Annotated in this window: 2 protein-coding genes; both read left to right on the top strand. The window is 73.7% G+C overall.

What is annotated here, in order from left to right:
• Nucleotides 1-18: 18 nt before the first annotated feature.
• The gene (locus CP970_RS02850; protein WP_055547944.1) at nucleotides 19-13,920 is read left to right on the top strand and encodes a non-ribosomal peptide synthetase; all 13,902 of its coding nucleotides are present in this window, start codon (nucleotides 19-21) and stop codon (nucleotides 13,918-13,920) included.
• Nucleotides 13,921-13,948: 28 nt separating this feature from the next.
• The gene (locus CP970_RS02845; RefSeq protein WP_224058188.1) at nucleotides 13,949-20,347 is read left to right on the top strand and encodes an amino acid adenylation domain-containing protein; all 6,399 of its coding nucleotides are present in this window, start codon (nucleotides 13,949-13,951) and stop codon (nucleotides 20,345-20,347) included.
• The last annotated feature ends 5 nt before the right edge of the window (nucleotides 20,348-20,352 follow it).

Below are 20,352 nucleotides of genomic sequence, written 5' to 3'. Positions count from 1 at the left end.
GCTTGAGGAGACCGAACGATGAACCGATCGCTTGTCGAGGACGTGTGGCCCCTGTCGCCCTTGCAGGAAGGGCTGCTGTTCCACGCCGCCTTCGACGACCGGGGCCCGGACGTCTACCAGGGGCAGCGGATGCTGGAGCTGGTGGGGCCGCTGGACGCGGAGCGGCTGCGGGCGACGTGGCAGGCGCTGCTGGCCAGGCACGGCGCGCTGCGGGCGGGCTTCCGTGGTCGTAAGTCGGGCGAGGCGGTGCAGGTCGTCGCCCGTGAGGTCGAGCTGCCGTGGCGCGTGGAGGACCTTTCCGGGCTGCCGCAGGACGACGCCGTCGCCGAGGTGGACCGGCTCGCCGCGCGGGAACGGGCCGAGCGGTTCGATCCGGCCGTCCCGCCGTTGCTGCGGCTGCTCCTGATCCGCCTGGACGCCGAACGGCACCGCCTCGTGGTCACCAGCCACCACCTCGTCATGGACGGCTGGTCGATGGCGGTCGTGTTCAGCGAGTTCTCCCGGGTGTACGCGGCGGGCGGCGACACACGTGTGCTGCCCCGTACGACGTCCTACCGGGAATACCTGGCGTGGCTGCACCGGCAGGACGGTGACGCCGCGCGGGCCGCGTGGCGGGCCGAGCTCGCCGGTGCCGAAGAGCCGACGCTCGTGGCACCGGCGGACCCCGGCCGGATGCCCGTCGCGCCCGAGAGCCTGATCCGGCACATGTCCGAGGAACTGACCCTGGAACTCGGCCGGTTGGCCCGCGCACGGGGTCTGACGGTCAACACGCTGGTGCAGGGGGCGTGGGCCCTGGTCCTCGCCCGCCTCGCCGGTCGCAGCGACGTCGTGTTCGGTGCCACCGCGGCCGGTCGGCCCACGGACCTGCCCGGCGCGGAGTCGATGGTCGGCCTGTTCATCAACACCCTGCCGGTGCGGGTACGACTCGACGGCGCGCAGAGCGTCGCGGCGCTCCTCGCAGACCTTCAGCAGCGGCAGTCCGCCCTCATGGCGCACCAGCACCTGGGGCTCCCGGAGATCCAGCGGCTCGCGGGGCCCGGCGCCGTCTTCGACACGATCGTGGTCTACGAGAACTACCCTCGCCCCCCGGAGGAGAGCCCCGCTCCGGACACCTTCGCCGTCCGTTTCATCGGCGGCGAAGAGGCCGCGCACTACCCGCTGACACTGGTCGTGGCGCCCGAGGGCGAGCGGATGGGCGTCAAGCTCGACTACCGCACCGACATGTTCGGCCACGAGGCGGCCCGCTCCGTCGTCGACCGGCTGGTGCGAGTGCTCGAACAGGTCGTGGCGGACCCGGACATGCCGGTCGGCCGGGTCGACGTACTGGGCGCACCGGAGCGCGAGCTCGTGGTCGCGCGGTGGAACGCGACGGCGGCACCCGTGCCGGGCGCCTCGGTCCCCGAACTCTTCGCCGGGCAGGCGGCGCGGACACCGGACGCGGTAGCCGTCGTCGACGGCGAACAGGTGCTGACCTACGCGGAGTTGGCTGCGGAATCCGGGCGTCTCGCCGCCCACCTGACCGGTTCGGGCGTGCGCAGGGGCGACCGGGTCGCGGTGGCCATGGGCAGGTCGGCCGAGCTGATCGTGGCGCTCCTCGGGGTGTGGCAGGCGGGCGCCGTCCACGTGCCCGTCGACCCGGAGTATCCGGCGGAGCGGGTCGCGTTCCTGCTCGCGGACTCCGAACCGGTGACGCTGCTGTGCACAAGGGCGACCCAGGATGCCATGCCCAAGGACATGGCGGTCACCGCGGTGGTGCTCGACGCCCCGGCCGTGGCCGCTGCGATCGCCGGATGCCGCACGCGGGACACCGCCGCCCCCGTGGGTGCCGACGACCTGGCGTACGTGATGTACACCTCCGGATCGACGGGTGTGCCCAAGGGAGTGGCGGTGCCGCACGGGAGCGTGGCCGGTCTGGCCGGTGACCCGGGCTGGTCGGTCGGCCCGGGGGACGCCGTGCTGATGCACGCGCCGCACGCCTTCGACGTGTCGCTGTTCGAGGTGTGGGTGCCGCTCGTCGCGGGCGGGCGCGTGGTGATCGCGGAACCCGGCGCGGTGGACGCCGGGCGGGTGCGCGACGCGGTCGCGTCGGGTGTCACGGCGATCCACGTCACCGCGGGGCTCTTCCGGGTGCTCGCCGAGGAGACCCCGGACTGTTTCACCGGCCTGCGCGAGATCCTGACCGGCGGTGATGTGGTGCCTGCCGGGGCAGTGGCACGGGTGCGCGAGGCGTGCCCCGAGGTCTCCGTGCGGCACTTGTACGGGCCGACCGAGATCACGCTGTGCGCGACGTGGCATGTGCTCCCCGTGGGCACGGCGGGCGGGCCCGCGCTGCCGATCGGCCGACCGCTGGGCAACCGGCGGGTGTACGTGCTCGACGCCTTCCTGCGCCCTGTGCCGCCCGGCGTCGTCGGCGAGGTGTACGTCGCCGGGACCGGCCTGGCGCGCGGCTACCGGCACCGCCCCGGACTGACCGCCGAGCGGTTCGTGGCCTGCCCCTTCGGCGACGGCGGCCGGATGTACCGGACCGGCGACCTGGCGCGCTGGACCGCTGCTGGCGAGTTGCTGTTCGCGGGCCGCGCGGACGAGCAGGTCAAGGTCCGCGGGTTCCGGGTGGAGCCGGGCGAGGTCGAGGCGGTGCTCGCCGGGCACCCCGAGGTCGCGCAGGCCGTGGTCGTCGCACGCCAGGACGGCCCGGGCGAGACGCGGCTGATCGGCTACGTCGTGATCGACGGCGCGGAGGCAGTGGAGAAGACGGAGGCGGAGGCGTTCCGTATCTACCTGGCTGAGCGCCTGCCCGAGTTCATGGTTCCGGCGGCGGTCCTGGTCCTGGACGCGCTGCCGCTGACCGTGAACGGCAAGCTCGACCGTGCCGCGGTGCCCGCCCCCGACTTCGCGGCCCGGGTCTCGGGCCGGGCGCCGGGTACGCCCACAGAGGCGACTCTGTGTGCCCTGTTCGCGGAGGTTCTCGGGCTCGACCGAGTGGGTGTCGAGGACGGTTTCTTCGAGCTGGGCGGTGACTCGATCAGCTCGATGCAGCTCGCCTCGCGGGCGCGCAGGGAGGGTCTCGTCCTCACCCCGCGCCAGGTCTTCACGGAGCGGACCCCGGAACGGCTCGCGTCCGTCGTGGACGCGGCGGGAGCGGCGGAACGAGCCGCCGCGGTCGAGGACGTGGGTGTGGGCGAGGTGCCGTGGACGCCCGTGATGCGGGCGCTGGGGGAGCGGGCCACCTCACCGGGGTTCGCGCAGTGGGTGACGGTGGGTGCCCCGGCCGGTCTCGGCCTCGACGTGCTGAGCGCCGGTCTTGCCGCCGTCCTCGACGCGCACGACATGTTGCGGGCGCGAGCCGTGCCCGGTGAGCCGAAGCTGATCGTCGGCGAGCGCCGCTCGGTGGACGCCACCCGCGTGTTGACCCGGATCGAGGCCGCCGACGGCGACGTCGACGAGGTCGCCGCGCACGCGGCCAGGGACGCGGCCGAGCGCCTCGACCCGCTCTCCGGAGTGATGGTCCAGGCGGTCTGGGTCGACGCGGGCCCCGGCCGTGTGGGCCGAATCGTCCTCGCGGCCCATCACTTGGTGGTCGACGGCGTCTCCTGGCGCGTTCTCGTACCGGACCTGCAAGCGGCCTGTGAGGCGGTCGCCGACGGGCGCGAGCCCGAACTGGCCCCCGTGGGAACGTCGTTCCGGCGCTGGTCGGAACTCCTCGCCACCGAGGCGAACTCCGAGAGCCGCGTCGCGGAGCTCGACGCCTGGACGACGGTCCTCGGTGAGCCCGAACACCCAATGGGGCAGCGTGAGTTGGACCCGACCGTCGACACCGCGCAGACCTTGCGGCAGCGGACCTGGACCGTCCCCGCCGCACAGGCCGAGCCCCTGCTGAACCGGGCCACCACGGCGTTCCGCTGCGGCGTCGACGACGTGCTGCTCGCCGCGCTCGCCGGTGCCGTCGCGCACTGGCGGGCCGACGGCGGCACCGGGGTCCTGATCGACGTCGAGGGGCACGGCCGCGAGCAGCTCGGGGACGTGGACCTGTCCCGTACGGTCGGCTGGTTCACCGGGGCACGGCCGGTCAGGGCGGACGTCGCGGGGGTCGATCTGTCCCGGGCCCTCGCGGGCGACACCGCCGCGGGAGCACTGCTGAAGACGGTCAAGGAACAACTGCGGTCGCTGCCGGGCGACGGGCTCGGCCACGAACTCCTGCGTCACCTCAACCCCGAGACGGGCCCGGTTCTCGCGGCCGCGCCGAGCCCGCAGATCGGCTTCAACTACATGGGCAGGTTCCCGGCCGCGAGCGCGCGTACGGGCAGCCCCGCCGACGCGCACACCGGCAGGCACGACAGCCCAACAGGTCCGTGGCAGACGGCCGGTGAGACCGCGATCGGCGGCTCGGTCGCCCCTGACCTGCCCCTGCCGCACGCCCTGGAGGCCAACGCCACCGTCAGGGAGACGCCCGACGGGCCCGAGCTGGAGCTCAGGCTGAACTGGCCCGCCGCCGTCCTGGACGAAGAGGAGGCGGCCCGGCTCGGCGAGGTCTGGGCGGAGATGCTCGCCGGTCTGGCCACCCACGCCACCGACCCGGCGGCGGGCGGACGGACCCCCGCCGACTTCCCGCTCGTCGGCGACGCACTGACGCAACAGGGCGTCGAGCAACTGGAGCTGTCCGTACCGGAATTGGCCGACATCTGGCCGCTTTCCCCGCTGCAGGAAGGCATGCTCTTCCACGCCACGTTCGACGAGAGCGGCCCCGACGTCTACCGGAGCCAGCGGATGCTCGCCCTCGACGGGCCGCTCGACGCCGCAAGGCTGCGCGCGTCGTGGCAGGCGCTGGTCGCGCGGCACCCGGCGTTGCGGGCGAGCTTCCACCGCCTCGCCTCAGGTGAGGCCGTCCAGGTCGTGGCGGGCGAAGCGACACTTCCCTGGTGCGAGGCCGACCTGTCAGGGCGCACGGAGAGCGACGCGCTCGCCGAGCTCGACCGGCTCGCCGAGAGCGAGCGTGCGGCGCGCATGGACGTGACGGCCGCGCCGCTGCTGCGCCTGCTGCTCGTCCGCATGGGCGCGGAACGGCACCGCCTCGTCGTCACCAGCCACCACATCGTGGCGGACGGCTGGTCGACACCCGTGATGTTCAACGAGGTCTCCGAGCTGTACGCGGCGGGCGGCGACGCCTCCGTGCTGCGGCGCGCGGCGTCGTACGGCGAGTACCTCGCGTGGCTCGACCGGCAGGACAAGGAGGCGGCACGGGCCGCGTGGCGCGCCGAGCTGGCCGGGACCGACGAGTCGACGCTCGTAGCACCGGCCGATCAGGCGGACCGCGCGCAGACGGCGTCGGATGAGACGGCGCTGCGCCTCTCCGAAGAGACGACCGCCGCCCTGACCGAGCTGTCCCGCGCCCAGGGCCTGACGATGAACACGCTGGTGCAGGGCGCGTGGGCACTCGTCCTCGCGCGCCTCGCCGGTCGTACGGACGTGGTGTTCGGCGCCACCGTCGCGGGTCGGCCCGCCGAACTGCCGGGTGTGGAATCGATGGTCGGCCTGTTCATCAACACCGTGCCGGTACGGGTACGGCTCAACGGTGCGCAGCCGGTCGCCGACCTGCTCGCGGGGTTGCAGCGGAGCCAGTCGGACCTGATGGCCCACCAGCACGTGGGCCTCGCGGAGATCCAGGCCGCAGCCGGTCCCGGCGCGGTCTTCGACACCATGCTGATGTTCGAGAACTACCCGCGCGACGCGGCCGCCCCCACCGGCCGGAACGGCGCGGACGCCCTCGCGATGGCGCAGGTGAACACGGAGGCGGGCACCCACTACCCGCTGGCCGTGAGCGTCGTACCCGACGACCGCCTCCAAGTACGTGTGACCTACCGCCCCGACCTCTTCGACCGCTCCGAGGCCGAGCAGGTGGGGGAGCGACTGGTACGAGTCCTCGAAGGGATGGCGGCCGATCCGCTGACGCCCGTCGGACGCATCGCCTTCCTCGACCCGGCGGAGCACGCGGTCGTAGTCGAGCGCTGGAACGACACGGGGCGTCCGGTGGCGGCGGGTTCGGTGGTGGAGGCGTTCGAGGAGCGGGTGGGGTTGTCGCCGGGTGCGGTGGCGGTGGTATCGGGTGAACGGGTGCTTTCGTACGCCGAGTTGGAGGCGGGGGCGAATCGTCTGGCGCGGTATTTGGTTGGTTTGGGTGTGGGGTGTGAGTCGCGGGTGGGTCTGTGTCTGCCGCGTGGGGTGGACATGGTGGTGGCGGAGCTCGCGGTGTGGAAGGCGGGGGCTGCGTTTGTGCCGTTGGATCCGGAGTATCCGGTGGAGCGGCTGGGTTATGTGGTCGCTGACAGTGGTGTTTCGGTGGTGCTGGGGGGTGAGGGGGCGCTGGCCGGGGTGCCGGTGGGGACGGCGCGGACCGTGCTGCTCGACGATGAGACGACCGCACAGGCGATTGCCGTCCGCTCCTCCCTCCCGCTGAGTGCACACGCCGGACCGGACCAACTCGCCTATGTCATCTACACATCCGGGTCGACCGGGCGCCCGAAGGGTGTGGCGGTGGCGCACGGTGGTCTGGTGAATCTGGCGGAGGTGATGCGGCCGGTTCTCGGGGTGGAGGAGGGCGTGGTCGCGTTGCAGTTCGCGTCGTTCAGTTTTGACGCGGCGGTGCTGGATGTGGCGGTGACGTTGGCGGGCGGCGGCACGCTGGCCATCGCGTCATCGGAAGAGCGCGCACAGCCCGCCGCGCTGGCCGCGCTGATCGAGGACCTCGGGGTGAGTACGGCGAGTGTGGTGCCGTCGCTGTTGGGCGTGCTGGATCCGGCGGCGGTCGCGGGGGTCGGGAACTGGGTCCTCGGTGCGGAGTTGCTGACTGCGGATCTGGCGAGTCGGTGGACTGGTCGGGCGCGGGTGTGGAACACGTACGGGCCGACCGAGGCGACGGTGATGGCTACGGCTGGGCCGGTGGATGCGGGGGTCGGGCCGGGGGGTGGCTTGCCGTCGATTGGGCGTCCGTTGGGCAACGTACGGACGTATGTGCTGGATGGGTTTTTGCAGCCGGTTCCGCCGGGTGTGGTGGGTGAGTTGTATGTGGCGGGTCCGGGGGTGGCTCGGGGGTATGTGGGTCGGCCGGATCTGACGGCGGAGCGTTTTGTGGCGTGTCCGTTCGGTGGTATGGGTGACCGGATGTATCGGACCGGTGACCTGGCGCGGTGGGCTTCTGACGGGCAGCTCTTCTTCGTGGGGCGTGCGGATGAGCAGGTGAAGATCCGTGGGTTCCGGGTGGAGCTGGGCGAGGTCGAGGCGGTGCTGGCCGCGCATCCCGGTGTGCGTCAGGCGGCCGTGGTCGTACGCGAGGACCGGCCCGGCGACAAGCGGCTGATCGGCTATGTGGTCGCGGACGCCTCCGAAGACGCAGATGTAGACGTTGAGGCGATTCGTGCGTACGCGGCCACGCGCCTGCCCGAGTACATGGTCCCCGCGACGGTCCTGGTCCTGGACGCGCTGCCGCTGACCGTGAACGGCAAGCTCGACCGATCCGCGCTGCCCGCCCCCGACTTCGCGGGGAAGGCCGGTTCTCGCGAGCCCCGCACGCCCACCGAGGCGACGCTGTGCGCGTTGTTCGCGGAAGTTCTCGGACTCGACCGGGTCGGTGTCGAGGACAGTTTCTTCGAGCTGGGCGGTGACTCGATCAGCTCGATGCAGCTCGCCTCGCGGGCACGCGGCGCCGGGCTGATCCTCACCCCGCGCCAGGTCTTCGAGGAGAAGACACCGGAACGCCTCGCGTCCGTCGTGGACGAGGCAGGCGCCGATGACCAGGACGTCCCCGAGGACGTGGGTGTCGGCGAGGTGCCGTGGACCCCGGCCATGCGGGCATCGGGGGAGCGGGCCATCTCACCGGGGTTCGCGCAGTGGGTGACGGTCGGTGCCCCGGCTGGTCTTGGCCTCGATGTGCTGAGTGCTGGGCTTGCCGCTGTCCTCGACACGCACGACATGTTGCGGGCGAGGGTGATCCCCGGTGAGTCGAAACTGATCGTCGGTGAGCGCGGCTCAGTGGACACCGCCCACCTGGTGACCCGCGTCGACGCGGCTACCGAAGGGGACCTGGACGAGATCGCCGAAAGGGCAGCGCACGACGCCATCGCGCGGCTCGACCCGGCCTCCGGCGTGATGGTCCAGGCGGTCTGGGTGGACCCCGGGCCCGGCCCCGGTCAGATCGGCCGAATCGTCCTCGTGGTCCACCACTTGGTGGTCGACGGCGTCTCCTGGCGCGTCCTCGTACCGGACCTGCAAGCGGCCTGCGAGGCGGTCGCCGACGGGCGCGAGCCCGAGCTTGCCCCTGTGGGCACGTCCTTCCGGCGCTGGTCGGAGCTCCTCGCCACCGAGGCGACCGCCGAGAGCCGAGTCGGTGAACTGGAGGACTGGAAGACGCTGCTCGGCGCTACCCAACAGCCGCTGGGCAACCGGGCGTTGGACGAAACGATCGACACGGCGCGGACGCTGCGCCGCCGGTCGTGGGTGGTGCCTCCCGAGCAGGCCGCCGCGTTGGTGCGCCGGACCCCGGCCGCCTACCACTGCGGCATCGACGACGTGCTCCTGGCGACCCTGGCGGGCGCGGTCGCCCACTGGCGCCCGGACTCCGCGGGCGACGACGCCCCGGCGCTGCTCGTCGACGTCGAAGGGCACGGCCGCGAACCCCTCGGTGGCGTCGACCTGTCACGCACGGTCGGCTGGTTCACGGGCGCGCACCCCGTGCGGCTCGACGTGGCGGGTGTCGACCTGCAGCAGGTCCTGGCCGGAGGCCCGGCCGCCGGTGCGCTGGTCAAGGCGGTCAAGGAGCAGGCGCGGGCCGTGCCGGGCGACGGGCTCGGCCATGAGCTGCTCCGGCACCTCAACCCGGAGACGGCGCCGGTCCTCGCCGCCGCGCCCGCCCCGGAGATCGGCTTCAACTATCTGGGCCGGTTCGCCACCGGACCGCACACCGCGACACACACCGGTCCCGGTCCCTGGCAGTTGACCGGCGACACCGCCATCGGCGGCTCGGTCGACCCGGAGACGCCCGTCGCGCACGCCCTGGACGTCGGCGCGATGGTGCGGGACACCCCGGAGGGCCCCGCCCTTGAGATCACCCTGAGCTGGCCCGCCGCCCTCATCGAGGAGGCCGAGGCCGAGCGCCTCGGCCACACCTGGCTGGAGATGCTCGCCGGTCTGGCGGACCACACCGCCGACCCCGGCGCGGGTGGACGGACGCCCTCCGACTTCCCGCTGCTCGGCGTACTCACGCAGCGGGGTGTGGAGGAACTGGAGTCCGCCGTACCGGCGTTGGAGGACGTCTGGCCGCTGTCCCCGCTTCAGGAAGGCATGCTGTTCCACGCCACGTTCGACGAGGGCGCCCCCGACCTCTACGAGAGCCAGCGCATGCTGGCCCTGGACGGGCCGCTCGACGCGGCGCGCCTGCGGGTCGCCTGCGAGGCGCTGCTGCGCAGGCATCCGATCCTGCGTGCGGGCTTCCACCGGCTCGCCTCCGGTGAGGCCGTCCAGGTCGTGGCGCGCGACGTGGCGCTGCCCTGGCGCGAGGCCGATCTGACCGGGCGTACGGAGAGCGACGCGCTCGCCGACCTCGAACGGCTCGCCGAGAGCGAGCGGGCGGAGCGGATCGACGTGGCGGCCGCGCCGCTGCTGCGGCTGCTGCTCGTCAGGCTCGGCGAGCACCGGCACCGGCTCGTCCTCACCAGCCACCACATCATCATGGACGGCTGGTCCCTGCCGATCCTGATCGGCGACCTGTCGGCGGCGTACGAGGCGCACGGCGCCGACCACGAACTGCCGTCCGCCGCCTCCTACGGCGAGTACCTGGCCTGGCTGGCCCGCCAGGACGGCGAGGCCGCGCGGGCCGCCTGGCGCGCCGAACTGGCCGGGCTCGACGCGCCGACGCTGGTGGTGCCCGCCGAGGCGGCGAGTACGCCGGTGGTGCCCGAGCGGGTGCGGTTCGAGTTCCCCGCCGACCTGTCGCGCGCGCTCGCCGACTTCGCCAGGGCCCGCGGGCTGACGCTGAACACGGTGGTGCAGGGTGCGTGGGCGCTGCTCCTGGCGCGCCTGGTGGGACGTACGGACGTGGTGTTCGGCGCCACCGTGGCGGGCCGCCCCACCGACTTGGCGGGCGCGGACACGGCGATCGGTCTGTTCATCAACACGCTGCCGGTGCGGGTGGACCTGGCGGCGGGGCAACCGGTCGGCGAACTGCTCACCGCGCTGCAGGAACGCCAGGTCGGGCTCCTCGGTCACCAGCACGTGGGGCTCTCCGAGATTCATCAACTCGCGGGCCCCGGGGCCGTGTTCGACACGCTCGTGGTCTACGAGAACTATCCGCACCCGCCCGCGGGGAAGCCCGACCCCGACGCCCTGTCCGTCCGCCCGGTCGGCGCCCCGCGCGACATGGGCCACTACCCGCTGACACTCGTCGTGTCGCCGGGGGAGCGGATGCGCGGCGACTTCGTCTTCCGCCCCGACGTCTTCGCGCGCGACAGGGCCGAGGAGATGGTCGCCTCGCTGGTACGGATCCTCGAAGGATTCGTGGCCGGCCCCGGGGCGCCCGTCGGCCGCATCGACGTGGTCGGCGAGGACGCGCGCGACCTGGTCGTGCGCGGGTGGAACCGGACCGGCGCCGCGGTCGATGCCACGCCGCTGCCCGACCTCTTCGCGGCCCGGGCGGCACGCACGCCGCATGCGGTGGCCGTGACGGACGGCGAACAGGCGCTGTCCTACGCTGAGTTGTCGGCCGAAGCCGCGCGGCTCGCACGTCATCTGGCCGGTGCGGGCGTGGGTCCCGAGCATCGTGTCGCGGTCCTGATGGAGCGGTCCGCCTCGCTGGTGGTCGCGCTGCTCGCGGTGTCGACGGCGGGCGGCGTGTTCGTCCCGGTGGACCCGGCCTACCCCGCGGAGCGGATCGCGTACGTACTGGCCGACGCCGATCCGGCGGTCCTCGTGTGTGCGCGGGCGACGCGCGACGCGGTGCCCGAGGGGTTCACGGGCCACGTCGTCGTGGTCGACGACCCCGTCACGGCGGGGCGGATCGCCGCATGTGCCGAAGGGCCGGTCGGGGACGGGGAGCGCCTGTCGCCGCTGACCGGAGCCCACGCCGCGTACGTGATCTACACCTCCGGCTCGACCGGCCGCCCCAAGGGCGTCGTGGTGACGCACGGCGGCCTCGGCAATCTGGCGCAGGCGCAGATCGAACGGTTCGGGGTGCGGGCGGACTCGCGGGTGCTCCAGTTCGCGTCGCCGAGCTTCGACGCGGCCGTCTCCGAGCTGTGCATGGCGCTCCTGTCCGGCGGCTCCGTCGTCCTCGCGCCGCCGGAGGCGCTGCCACCCCGGGTCTCCCTCGGCGAGGCCCTCCACCGGACGCGGGCCACCCATGTGACGGTGCCGCCGAGCGTCCTCGCCGCGGAGGACGAACTGCCGCGCGAGCTGCGGACGTTGGTGGTGGCGGGCGAGGCGTGCCCGGTGGGTCTGGTGGACCGGTGGTCCGCCGACCGGCGGATGGTGAACGCGTACGGGCCGACGGAGACGACGGTCTGCGCGGCGATGAGCGCGCCCCTGACCCCGGGCCGGGGCGAGGTGCCCATCGGCGGCCCGATGGCGAACGTACGGGCCTTCGTGCTCGACGACTTCCTGCTGCCCGTTCCCGCAGGTGTGGCGGGCGAGCTCTATGTGGCGGGGGCCGGGCTCGCACGCGGCTACCTGGGGCGCGCGGGCCTGTCCGCCGAGCGGTTCGTGGCCTGCCCGTTCGGCACGGACGAACGGATGTACCGGACCGGTGACGTGGTGCGGTGGACCGACGGCGGCGAACTCGTCTTCGCCGGGCGCGCGGACGACCAGGTCAAGGTCCGCGGCTACCGCATCGAGCCCGGCGAGATCGAAGCCGTCCTCGCCGCGCACCCGGACATCGCGCAGGCCGTGGTCGTCGCACGCCAGGACGGCCCTGGCGAGAACCGTTCCGGCGGCAAGCGCCTGGTCGCGTACGTCGTCGCGGACACCTCCGGACGTGCCGGGAGCCCGGTGCCGCCCGACGAACTGCCCGCCGCGCTCAGGGCGTTCGTGGCCGAGCGGCTCCCCGAGCACATGGTGCCCACGGCGGTGGTGCCGCTCGACAGGCTGCCGCTCACACCGCACGGGAAGGTGGACCGGGCCGCGCTGCCCGCGCCCGACTTCGCGGGCCGCACCGGCGGCCGCCCGCCGCGCACCGAACGCGAGGCCCTCGTCTGCGACCTCTTCGCCGAGGTCCTCGGGGTCGACGGGGTCGGCGTCGACGACAGTTTCTTCGAGCTGGGCGGCGACTCGATCATGTCGATGCAGCTGGCGTCGCGAGCCCGGCGCGCCGGACTCCTGCTGACCTCGCGCCAGGTCTTCGAGGAGAAGACACCGGAGCGCATCGCGGCCGTGGTGGAGCTCGCCGGGCAGCAGTCCCGGCCCGCCGACGTCGGTGTCGGCGAGGTGTCGTGGACACCCGTGATGCGGGCGTTCGGAGAGCGGGCAACGCGCCCCGGTTTCGCGCAGTGGATGACGCTCGGCGCCCCCGCCGGGCTCGGTGTGGAGGTGCTCACGGCCGGTCTCGCCGCCGTGCTCGACACGCACGACATGTTGCGGGCGAGGACCGTGCCCGGTGAGCGCAAGATGATCGTCGGCGAGCGCGGATCCGTCGACGCGGCAGGACTCGTGACGCGGGTCGCCGCCACGGCGGACGAGGTGGACGAAGTCGCCGCGCGAGCGGCCCGCGACGCCGCCGAGCGGCTCGACCCGGCATCCGGGGTGATGGTCCGGGCGGTCTGGGTCGACGCGGGGCCGGGCCGGATCGGCCGACTCGTCCTCGTGGCACACCACTTGGTGGTCGACGGCGTGTCCTGGCGCGTCCTCGCGCCCGACCTCCAGGCGGCCTGCGAGGCGGTCGCCGAGGGGCGCGAACCCGACCTCGACCCGGTCGGCACGTCCTTCAGGCGCTGGTCGGAGATCCTCACCGCGCAGGCCGCCGACGAGCGGCGGACCGCCGAGCTCGACGACTGGAAGAAGCTGCTCGGCGCACCCGAACCACCCCTGGGCAAGCGCCTGTTGGACCCGGCCGTGGATGTGGCGAACACCTTGCTCCACCAGACGTGGACGGTGCCGCCCGAGCAGGCCGCCACCCTGGTGGGCCGGACCCCCGCCGCGTACCACTGCGGGGTGCACGAGGTGCTCCTCGCCGCTCTCGCGGGCGCCGTCGCGCACTGGCGGCCCGGCGGCGGCACCGAGGTCCTCGTGGACATCGAGGGGCACGGCCGCGAGCCGCTCGAAGAGGCCGATCTGTCGCGCACCGTGGGCTGGTTCACCAGCGTGCGGCCGGTCCGGCTGGACGTGACCGGCGCCGACCTGGACAGCGCTATGGCGGGCGGCGGCGCTGCCGGTACGTTGGTCAAGGCCGTGAAGGAGCAGGTGCGGTCGGTGCCCGGCGACGGGCTCGGCCACGAACTGCTGCGCCACCTCAACTCCCGCACGGGCCCGGTCCTGGAGGCCACTCCGGCTCCGCAGATCGGCTTCAACTACCTGGGCCGTTTCGCCACCGGCACGCGCACGGGCCCCGCCGGGCCCTGGCAGCCGGCCGGCGAGACGGCGGTCGGCGGCTCGGCCGCCCCCGACATGCCGGTGACCCACGCCGTGGCGGCGGGCGCGGTGGTCAGGGACACCCCGGAGGGGCCCGCGCTCGACATCACCCTGAGCTGGCCGGGACAGCTCCTGGAGGAGGCCGTGGCCGAGCGCCTCGGCCGGGCCTGGCTGGCGGTCCTCGCCGGACTCGCCGCCCACACCGCCGACCCCGGCGCGGGCGGGCACACCCCCTCCGACTTCGCCCTGGTCGACCTCGCACAGAACCAGATCGAGGAACTCGAAGCGGCACTCGCCGAGGGAAACCGTTCCCGATAGGCATCAACCGTAATGAGGAGAAGGAGCGATGACCCGATCCCTTGTCGAGGACGTGTGGCCGCTTTCACCGCTGCAGGAGGGGCTGCTGTTCCACGCGGGCCTCGCCGACCAGGGGCCCGACGTCTACACCGTGCAGTCCGCGCTCGACATCGAAGGACCGCTCGACGCGGCCAGGTTGCGTACGTCGTGGCAGGCCCTGGTGGCCAGGCACGCGGCGCTGCGGGCCTGCTTCCGCCCGGTGAGCGGGGCGCAGATGGTGCAGGTCGTGGTGCGTGATGTGACACTGCCGTGGAGCGAGGCGGACGTCTCGGGTCTCGCGGAGGGCGAGGCGCGGGAGGAGATCCGGCACCTCGCCGAGGGCGAGCTCGCCCGGCGCTTCGACCTGGCGGTGGCGCCCCTGCTGCGACTGCTCCTGATCAGGACCGGCGACGACCGGCACCACCTGGTCATGACGCTGCACCACATCCTCCTCGACGGCTGGTCGATGCCGGTCCTGCTCGGTGAACTCTCCGCCGTGTACGCGGCGGGCGGCGACGCCTCCGGGCTGAAGAGGGCCGCCTCGTACGGGGACTACGTCGCCTGGGTGGCCCGGCAGGACAAGGAGGCGGCGCGCGCCGCCTGGCGCACGGAGCTGGAAGGCGCCGACGAGCCGACGCTCGTGGTGCCCGCCGACCCGACCCGGATCCCCGAGTTCCCCGAGCACGTGATCGCCGATCTGCCGGAGGACCTCTCGCGAGGTGTGACGGCGCTGGCCCGTAGCAAGGGTCTGACGGCGAACACCGTGATCCAGGGTGCGTGGGCGCTCGTCCTCGCGCGTCTCGCGGGCCGCACCGACGTGGTGTTCGGCAGCACCACGGCGGGCCGCCCCGCCGAACTGCCGGGCGTGGAAGCCATGGTGGGGCTGCTCATCAACACGCTCCCGGTGCGCGTACGCCTCGACGGCGCGGAGTCCGTGGCCGACCTGCTGACCCGGCTCCAGGAGCGGCAGACGGCGCTGATCGGCCACCAGCACGTAGGAATCCTGGAGATCCAGAAGCTCGCGGGACCCGGCGCGGTCTTCGACACGCTGGTCCTGTACGAGTCCTTCCCGCACCCGCCGGGCGGCGACCCCGGCGCCGACGCGCTGACGATGCGTCCTTCGGGCATGTCGCGCGACGCCTCGCACTACCCGCTCACCCTGGTCGTCACTCCCGGCGAGCGGATGCGCTGCAAACTGGACTACCGCCCCGACCTGTTCGACCGCGACACCGCACGCTCGATCTTCGACCGGGTGGTGCGGGTCATCGAGCAGCTGGTGGCCGACCCGACGGCCCGCATCGGTGACATCGACGTCCTGGCGCCGCACGAGCGGACCACCGTCGTCGACCAGTGGAACGACACCGTCCGCGCCGTGCCGCCCGGCACCTGGGTGGACGCCTTCGACGAGCGGGCCAGGTGGGCGCCGGACGCCCTCGCCGTACGGTGCGGATCCGAGACGCTCTCGTACGGCGAACTCGACCGCCGGGCCAACCAGTTGGCCCACCATCTGACAGGTCTCGGCGTGCGCCGCGAGACCCGCGTGGGGCTGTGCCTGCCGCGCGGGACCGGCATGGTGGTGGCGCTGCTCGCCGTGTGGAAGGCCGGGGGAGCGTTCGTCCCGCTCGACCCGGGCCACCCTGTCGACCGGATCGGCCACCTGATCGGCGACAGCGGCGCCGACGTCGTGCTCGGCACGAAGAGCACCCTCGCCCCGGTGGCGGCAGGCACGGCACGCGTGGTCGCCGTCGACGAGGCCGAGCAGGCCATCGCCGCCGAACCGGCGACGCCGCCGACCGTACTCACCGAGCCGGACCAACTCGCGTACGTCATCTACACGTCGGGGTCGACCGGACGCCCCAAGGGCGTGGCGGTCCCGCACCGCGGCGTGGTGAACCTCGCCGAGGCCATGCGGCCCTTCCTCGCCATGGATGAAGGCGTCGTCGCTCTGCAGTTCGCCTCCTTCAGCTTCGACGCGGCCATCCTCGACGTCGCCACCACCCTCGCCGCGGGCGGCACCCTCGCCATCGCCACCGAGGACGAACGCACCGACCAGGCCGCCCTCGCGCGAATGATCGAAACGGCCGGGGTCACCACCGCGAGCGTCGTCCCCTCGCTGCTCGGCCTCCTCGACCCGGCCGACGTCCCCGGCGTACGCAACTGGGTGCTCGGCGCCGAACGCCTCACCGCGGACCTGGCGGGCCGCTGGACCGAACGGGCCCGCGTGTGCAACACCTACGGCCCCACCGAGGCCACCGTCATCGCCACCGCCATCCCGCTCGCCGAGAGCAACTCCCCCTCGGAGCAGGCTCCTTCGATCGGCCGTCCGCTCGGCAACACCTCGGTCTACGTCCTGGACGGGTTCCTGAGGCCGGTGCCCGCGGGCATGACCGGTGAGGTGTACGTGGCGGGCGCGGGAGTCGCCCGCGGCTACACCGGGCGGCCCGGCATGACCGCCGAACGCTTCGTGGCCTGCCCCTTCGCCGACGGCACCCGCATGTACCGCTCGGGCGACCTGGCGCGCTGGACCCCGGAGGGCGAGCTGCTGTTCGCGGGCCGCGCCGACGCCCAGGTCAAGATCCGCGGCCTGCGGATCGAACCGGGCGAGGTCGAGGCCGTCCTCACCGCCCACCCCGCGGTCTCCCAGGCCGCCGTCGTGGCCAGGGAGGACCGTCCCGGCGACAAGCGCCTGATCGCCTACATCGTCCCCGACGAGCGGGACGGACAGAAGGCGGACCTGGGCGAGATCCGCGAGCACGCCGCGGGGCTCCTGCCCGCGTACATGGTGCCGTCCGCGGTGACGGTCCTCGACGCGCTGCCCCTCACCCGCAACGGCAAGGTGGACCACCGGGCGCTGCCCGCCCCCGACTTCGCAGAGCGGGTCTCCGACCGGGCGCCGCAGGGCGAGACCGAGACGGCCCTGTGCGCGCTGTTCGCCGAGATCCTCGGCCTCGAACGGGTCGGCGTCGACGACAACTTCTTTGACCTCGGGGGTGACTCCGGCCTGGCGATGCGCCTCGTGGCGCGGGTCCGCGAGGAGTTCGGCGTCGAGCTGAGCATGCGGCGGCTCTTCGGCGAATCGACGCCGATGGGCGTGGCCCGCATGCTGACCGCCAAGGCACGCCCCGTCCTGGAGCCCGTCGACGACCGCCCGGACGAAGTGCCGGTATCCGCGGGCCAGTCGCGCACCTGGCTCCTCGACCGGCTCAACGGCGACACCGCCGCCCACCAGGCCTCCGTCGCGCTGCGCCTGCGCGGCGAGCTCGACCGGGACGCGCTGCGGGCCGCGCTCGCGGACGTCGCGGCCCGGCACGACATCCTGCGCACCACCTTCGGCGGCACCCGCAGCGACGACCTGCACCAGCGCGTCCTGGACACCGATGCCGCCCGCCCGGTGCCGACCGAGCGGACTGCCACCGAGGCGGAGCTGCCCGACCTGCTCACCGCCCATTCGGTCCGCGCCTTCGACCTCTCCCGTGAACTCCCGTGGACCCAGCACCTGTTCACGCTCTCGGCGAGCGAGCACGTGCTGCTGCTCGTCGTCCACCGGATCGCCGCGGACGACCCGTCACTCGACATCCTCGTACGCGACCTGGGCGCGGCCTACGGCGCACGCCGCGACGGCCGCGCACCACAACGGGCGCCGCTGCCGCTGCAGTTCACCGACTACGCCCTGTGGGAGCGCGAACTCCTCAAGAGCGCGCGGGAACCCGACAGCCTCATCGGCGAGGAACTCGCCTACTGGAAGGACGCCCTGGCCGACGCGGCACCCGAGATCGAGCTGCCCGTCGACCGCGAGCGTCCCGCGCTCGCGTCCCACCGCGCCGACTCCGTGGAGCTGAGCGTGGACGCCGACACCCACCAACGGCTGACCGAGGCCGCCGAACCCACGGGGGCACCCGCCTTCGCGGTGCTGCACGCCGCCCTCGCGCTGCTGCTCACCCGGCTCGGCGCGGGCCACGACATCCTGCTCGCCGCCGTGCTGCCGCGCCGCGACAACGAAGGCGACCTGGAGGGCGTGATCGGCCCCTTCGCCGGTCCGCTGGTGCTGCGTACGGACACCTCGGGCAACCCCACCTTCATGGAGCTGCTCGACCGGGTGACCGAGGCGGGGCGCGAGGCCAGGCGGCACGAGGAAGTGCCCTTCGCCCACCTGGTGGACGCCCTGGCGCCGCCCCCGTCGGCGGCCCGCCACCCCGTGTTCCAGGTGGTGCTCGACGTGCGCGACGACGGCACCGAGGAGTGGGACCCCTCCGAACTGCCCGGCCTGCACACCACCCGCATCGACACCGGGGCACAGACCACCGAACTCGACCTGACGTTCGGCCTCACCGAACGCCACAGGGCCGACGGCACCCCGGCCGGCATCGAGGGGCGGCTGCGCTACGCCACCGAGCTCTTCGACCGGGCCACCGCCACCGCGCTCGCCCAGCGCCTGGTCCGCGTCCTCGAACAGGTCGCCGAGGCGCCCGAGTCCCGCATCGGCGACATCGACGTACTCCTCGGGGACGACGAGCTGCGCGAGATCATCGCGACGGCGGGCAACGCCACGGCCGAGCGGATCCCGGAGCACACCGTGGTCGAGCTCGTCGCCGAGCGCGCCGCCCGCACCCCCGACGCCGTGGCCGTCACCGACCGGAGCGGCGCCCTCACCTACGCCGAACTGGCCACGGCGGCCGGGGCGTTCGAGCGCCGCCTGACCGCGGTCGGCGCGGGGCCCGAGGACGTCGTCGTCGTGGCGCTGCCGCCGTCCGGCGGGCTCGCCGCCGCGCTGCTTGGCGTGCTCGCCTGCGGCGCCGCCTGCCTGCCCGCCGCCCCCGAACGGCCCCTGGACGCCATCGGGGCGCTCGGCCGCAAGGGCAGGGCAGCCGCGCTGATCTGCACCTCGGAGACCGCCGCCCGACTGCCCGTCGACGCGGGCGCCCCGGTGCTGCGCGCCGACGCCCCCGCGCCGACCGGGCAGACGGCGGGGCCCCTGGGCTCCGGCAGGGCGCCACGGCCCGGCCACGCGGCGCTCGTCCTGCCCGCGACCGCGCGGAGCGGCGCCACGGTGATCGAACACCGGGCGCTCGCCCACCACACGGCGTACCGCACACCCGCCACCACGGCGGGAGGCGAAGTGCTCCTGGACGACCGCGCCCCCGTCGCCGCCCTGACCACGCCGCTGCTCGCCGCGCTCTGTGCGGGCGGCACGGTCCGGCTCGGCACCGGGCGCGACGCCGCGCAGGTGAACGGCCACGGCCCCGCGGAGACCGTGGGCCCCTGGCTCGACCACCGCACCCCGGCCGGAGAACCCGCACCGACGGCGCCCTCCTCCGGAACACCCGTCGCGGGCCTGCGCGCCTTCGTCCTCGACGACTTCCTGCGCCCGGTCCCGCCGGGCGTGGTCGGCGACCTCTACCTCGCGGGAACCGCACTGGCCCGCGGCTACGCGGCCAGTCCCGCGCCGACCGGCGAACGGTTCGTCGCCTGCCCCTTCGGGAGCGAGGGCGAACGGATGCTGCGCACCGGCGAACGGGCCAGGCGCACCGCCACCGGCCTGCTCACCCTGCGGGACGCCGCCGCCGACCGGGACCGGCTGGCGACGGGCGCGCCGCGCCGCACCGGCGGTGGCCACGGCGACCTCGCGGTCCTGCTCCCGCTGCGGAAGGCAGGCAGTCGCCCACCGCTGTTCTGCGTCCACCCGGCCATGGGGCTCAGCTGGAGCTACGGCAACCTGCTGCGCCACCTGCCGCAGGACCAGCCCGTCTACGGACTCCAGGCCCGCGGGCTCGGTGCCCCGGAACCGATGCCCACGAGCGTCGAGGACATGGTGGTGGACTACCTGGAGCAGATCAGGTCCGTCCAGCCCACCGGCCCCTACCACCTGCTCGGTTCCTCGCTCGGCGGTCTGATCGCCCAGGCCATCGCCGCCCGCCTGGAGGAACAGGGCGAAGAAGTGGCGCTGCTCGCGGTGCTCGACGCCTACCCCGGCAACGTCGGCAGGGTCGTGTCCGCAGACGGCGAGCCCCCGGCGGCCGGTGCGGAAGGCCGCCCGGCACCGGGCGGACAGGACCAGACCGACCGGGCGATGCCGGGAGACATCGACGCCGTCCGGATGGGCGTGGGCGGCGAACTCCTGAAGAAGATGCAGCGGGTGATCCGCAACGCGGCCGGTTTCGCGCCGGACCACACGCCGCCCCGCTACGGCGGCGACCTGCTGCTCTTCATCGCCACCGGGGACCGGCCCGCCGAACTCCCGACCGAGGCGGCCGCCGCCACCTGGGAGCCCTACATCGCGGGCGCCATCGAGACGCACGACGTCGACGCGGGCCACTACGACCTGTTCCAGCCCGCGGCCGCCGCGCACATCGGGCGCGTCGTCGCCGACAAGCTCCGCGCCGCGGCCGCCGCGCGCACCAGGGGGAAGTGAGTCCG

Origin of the sequence: Streptomyces kanamyceticus (assembly GCF_008704495.1) — a bacterium.
GTDB classification, from domain to species: domain Bacteria; phylum Actinomycetota; class Actinomycetes; order Streptomycetales; family Streptomycetaceae; genus Streptomyces; species Streptomyces kanamyceticus.
Note: the sequence above shows the minus strand (reverse complement) of the source record. Positions and strands in the feature narration are given on the sequence as shown.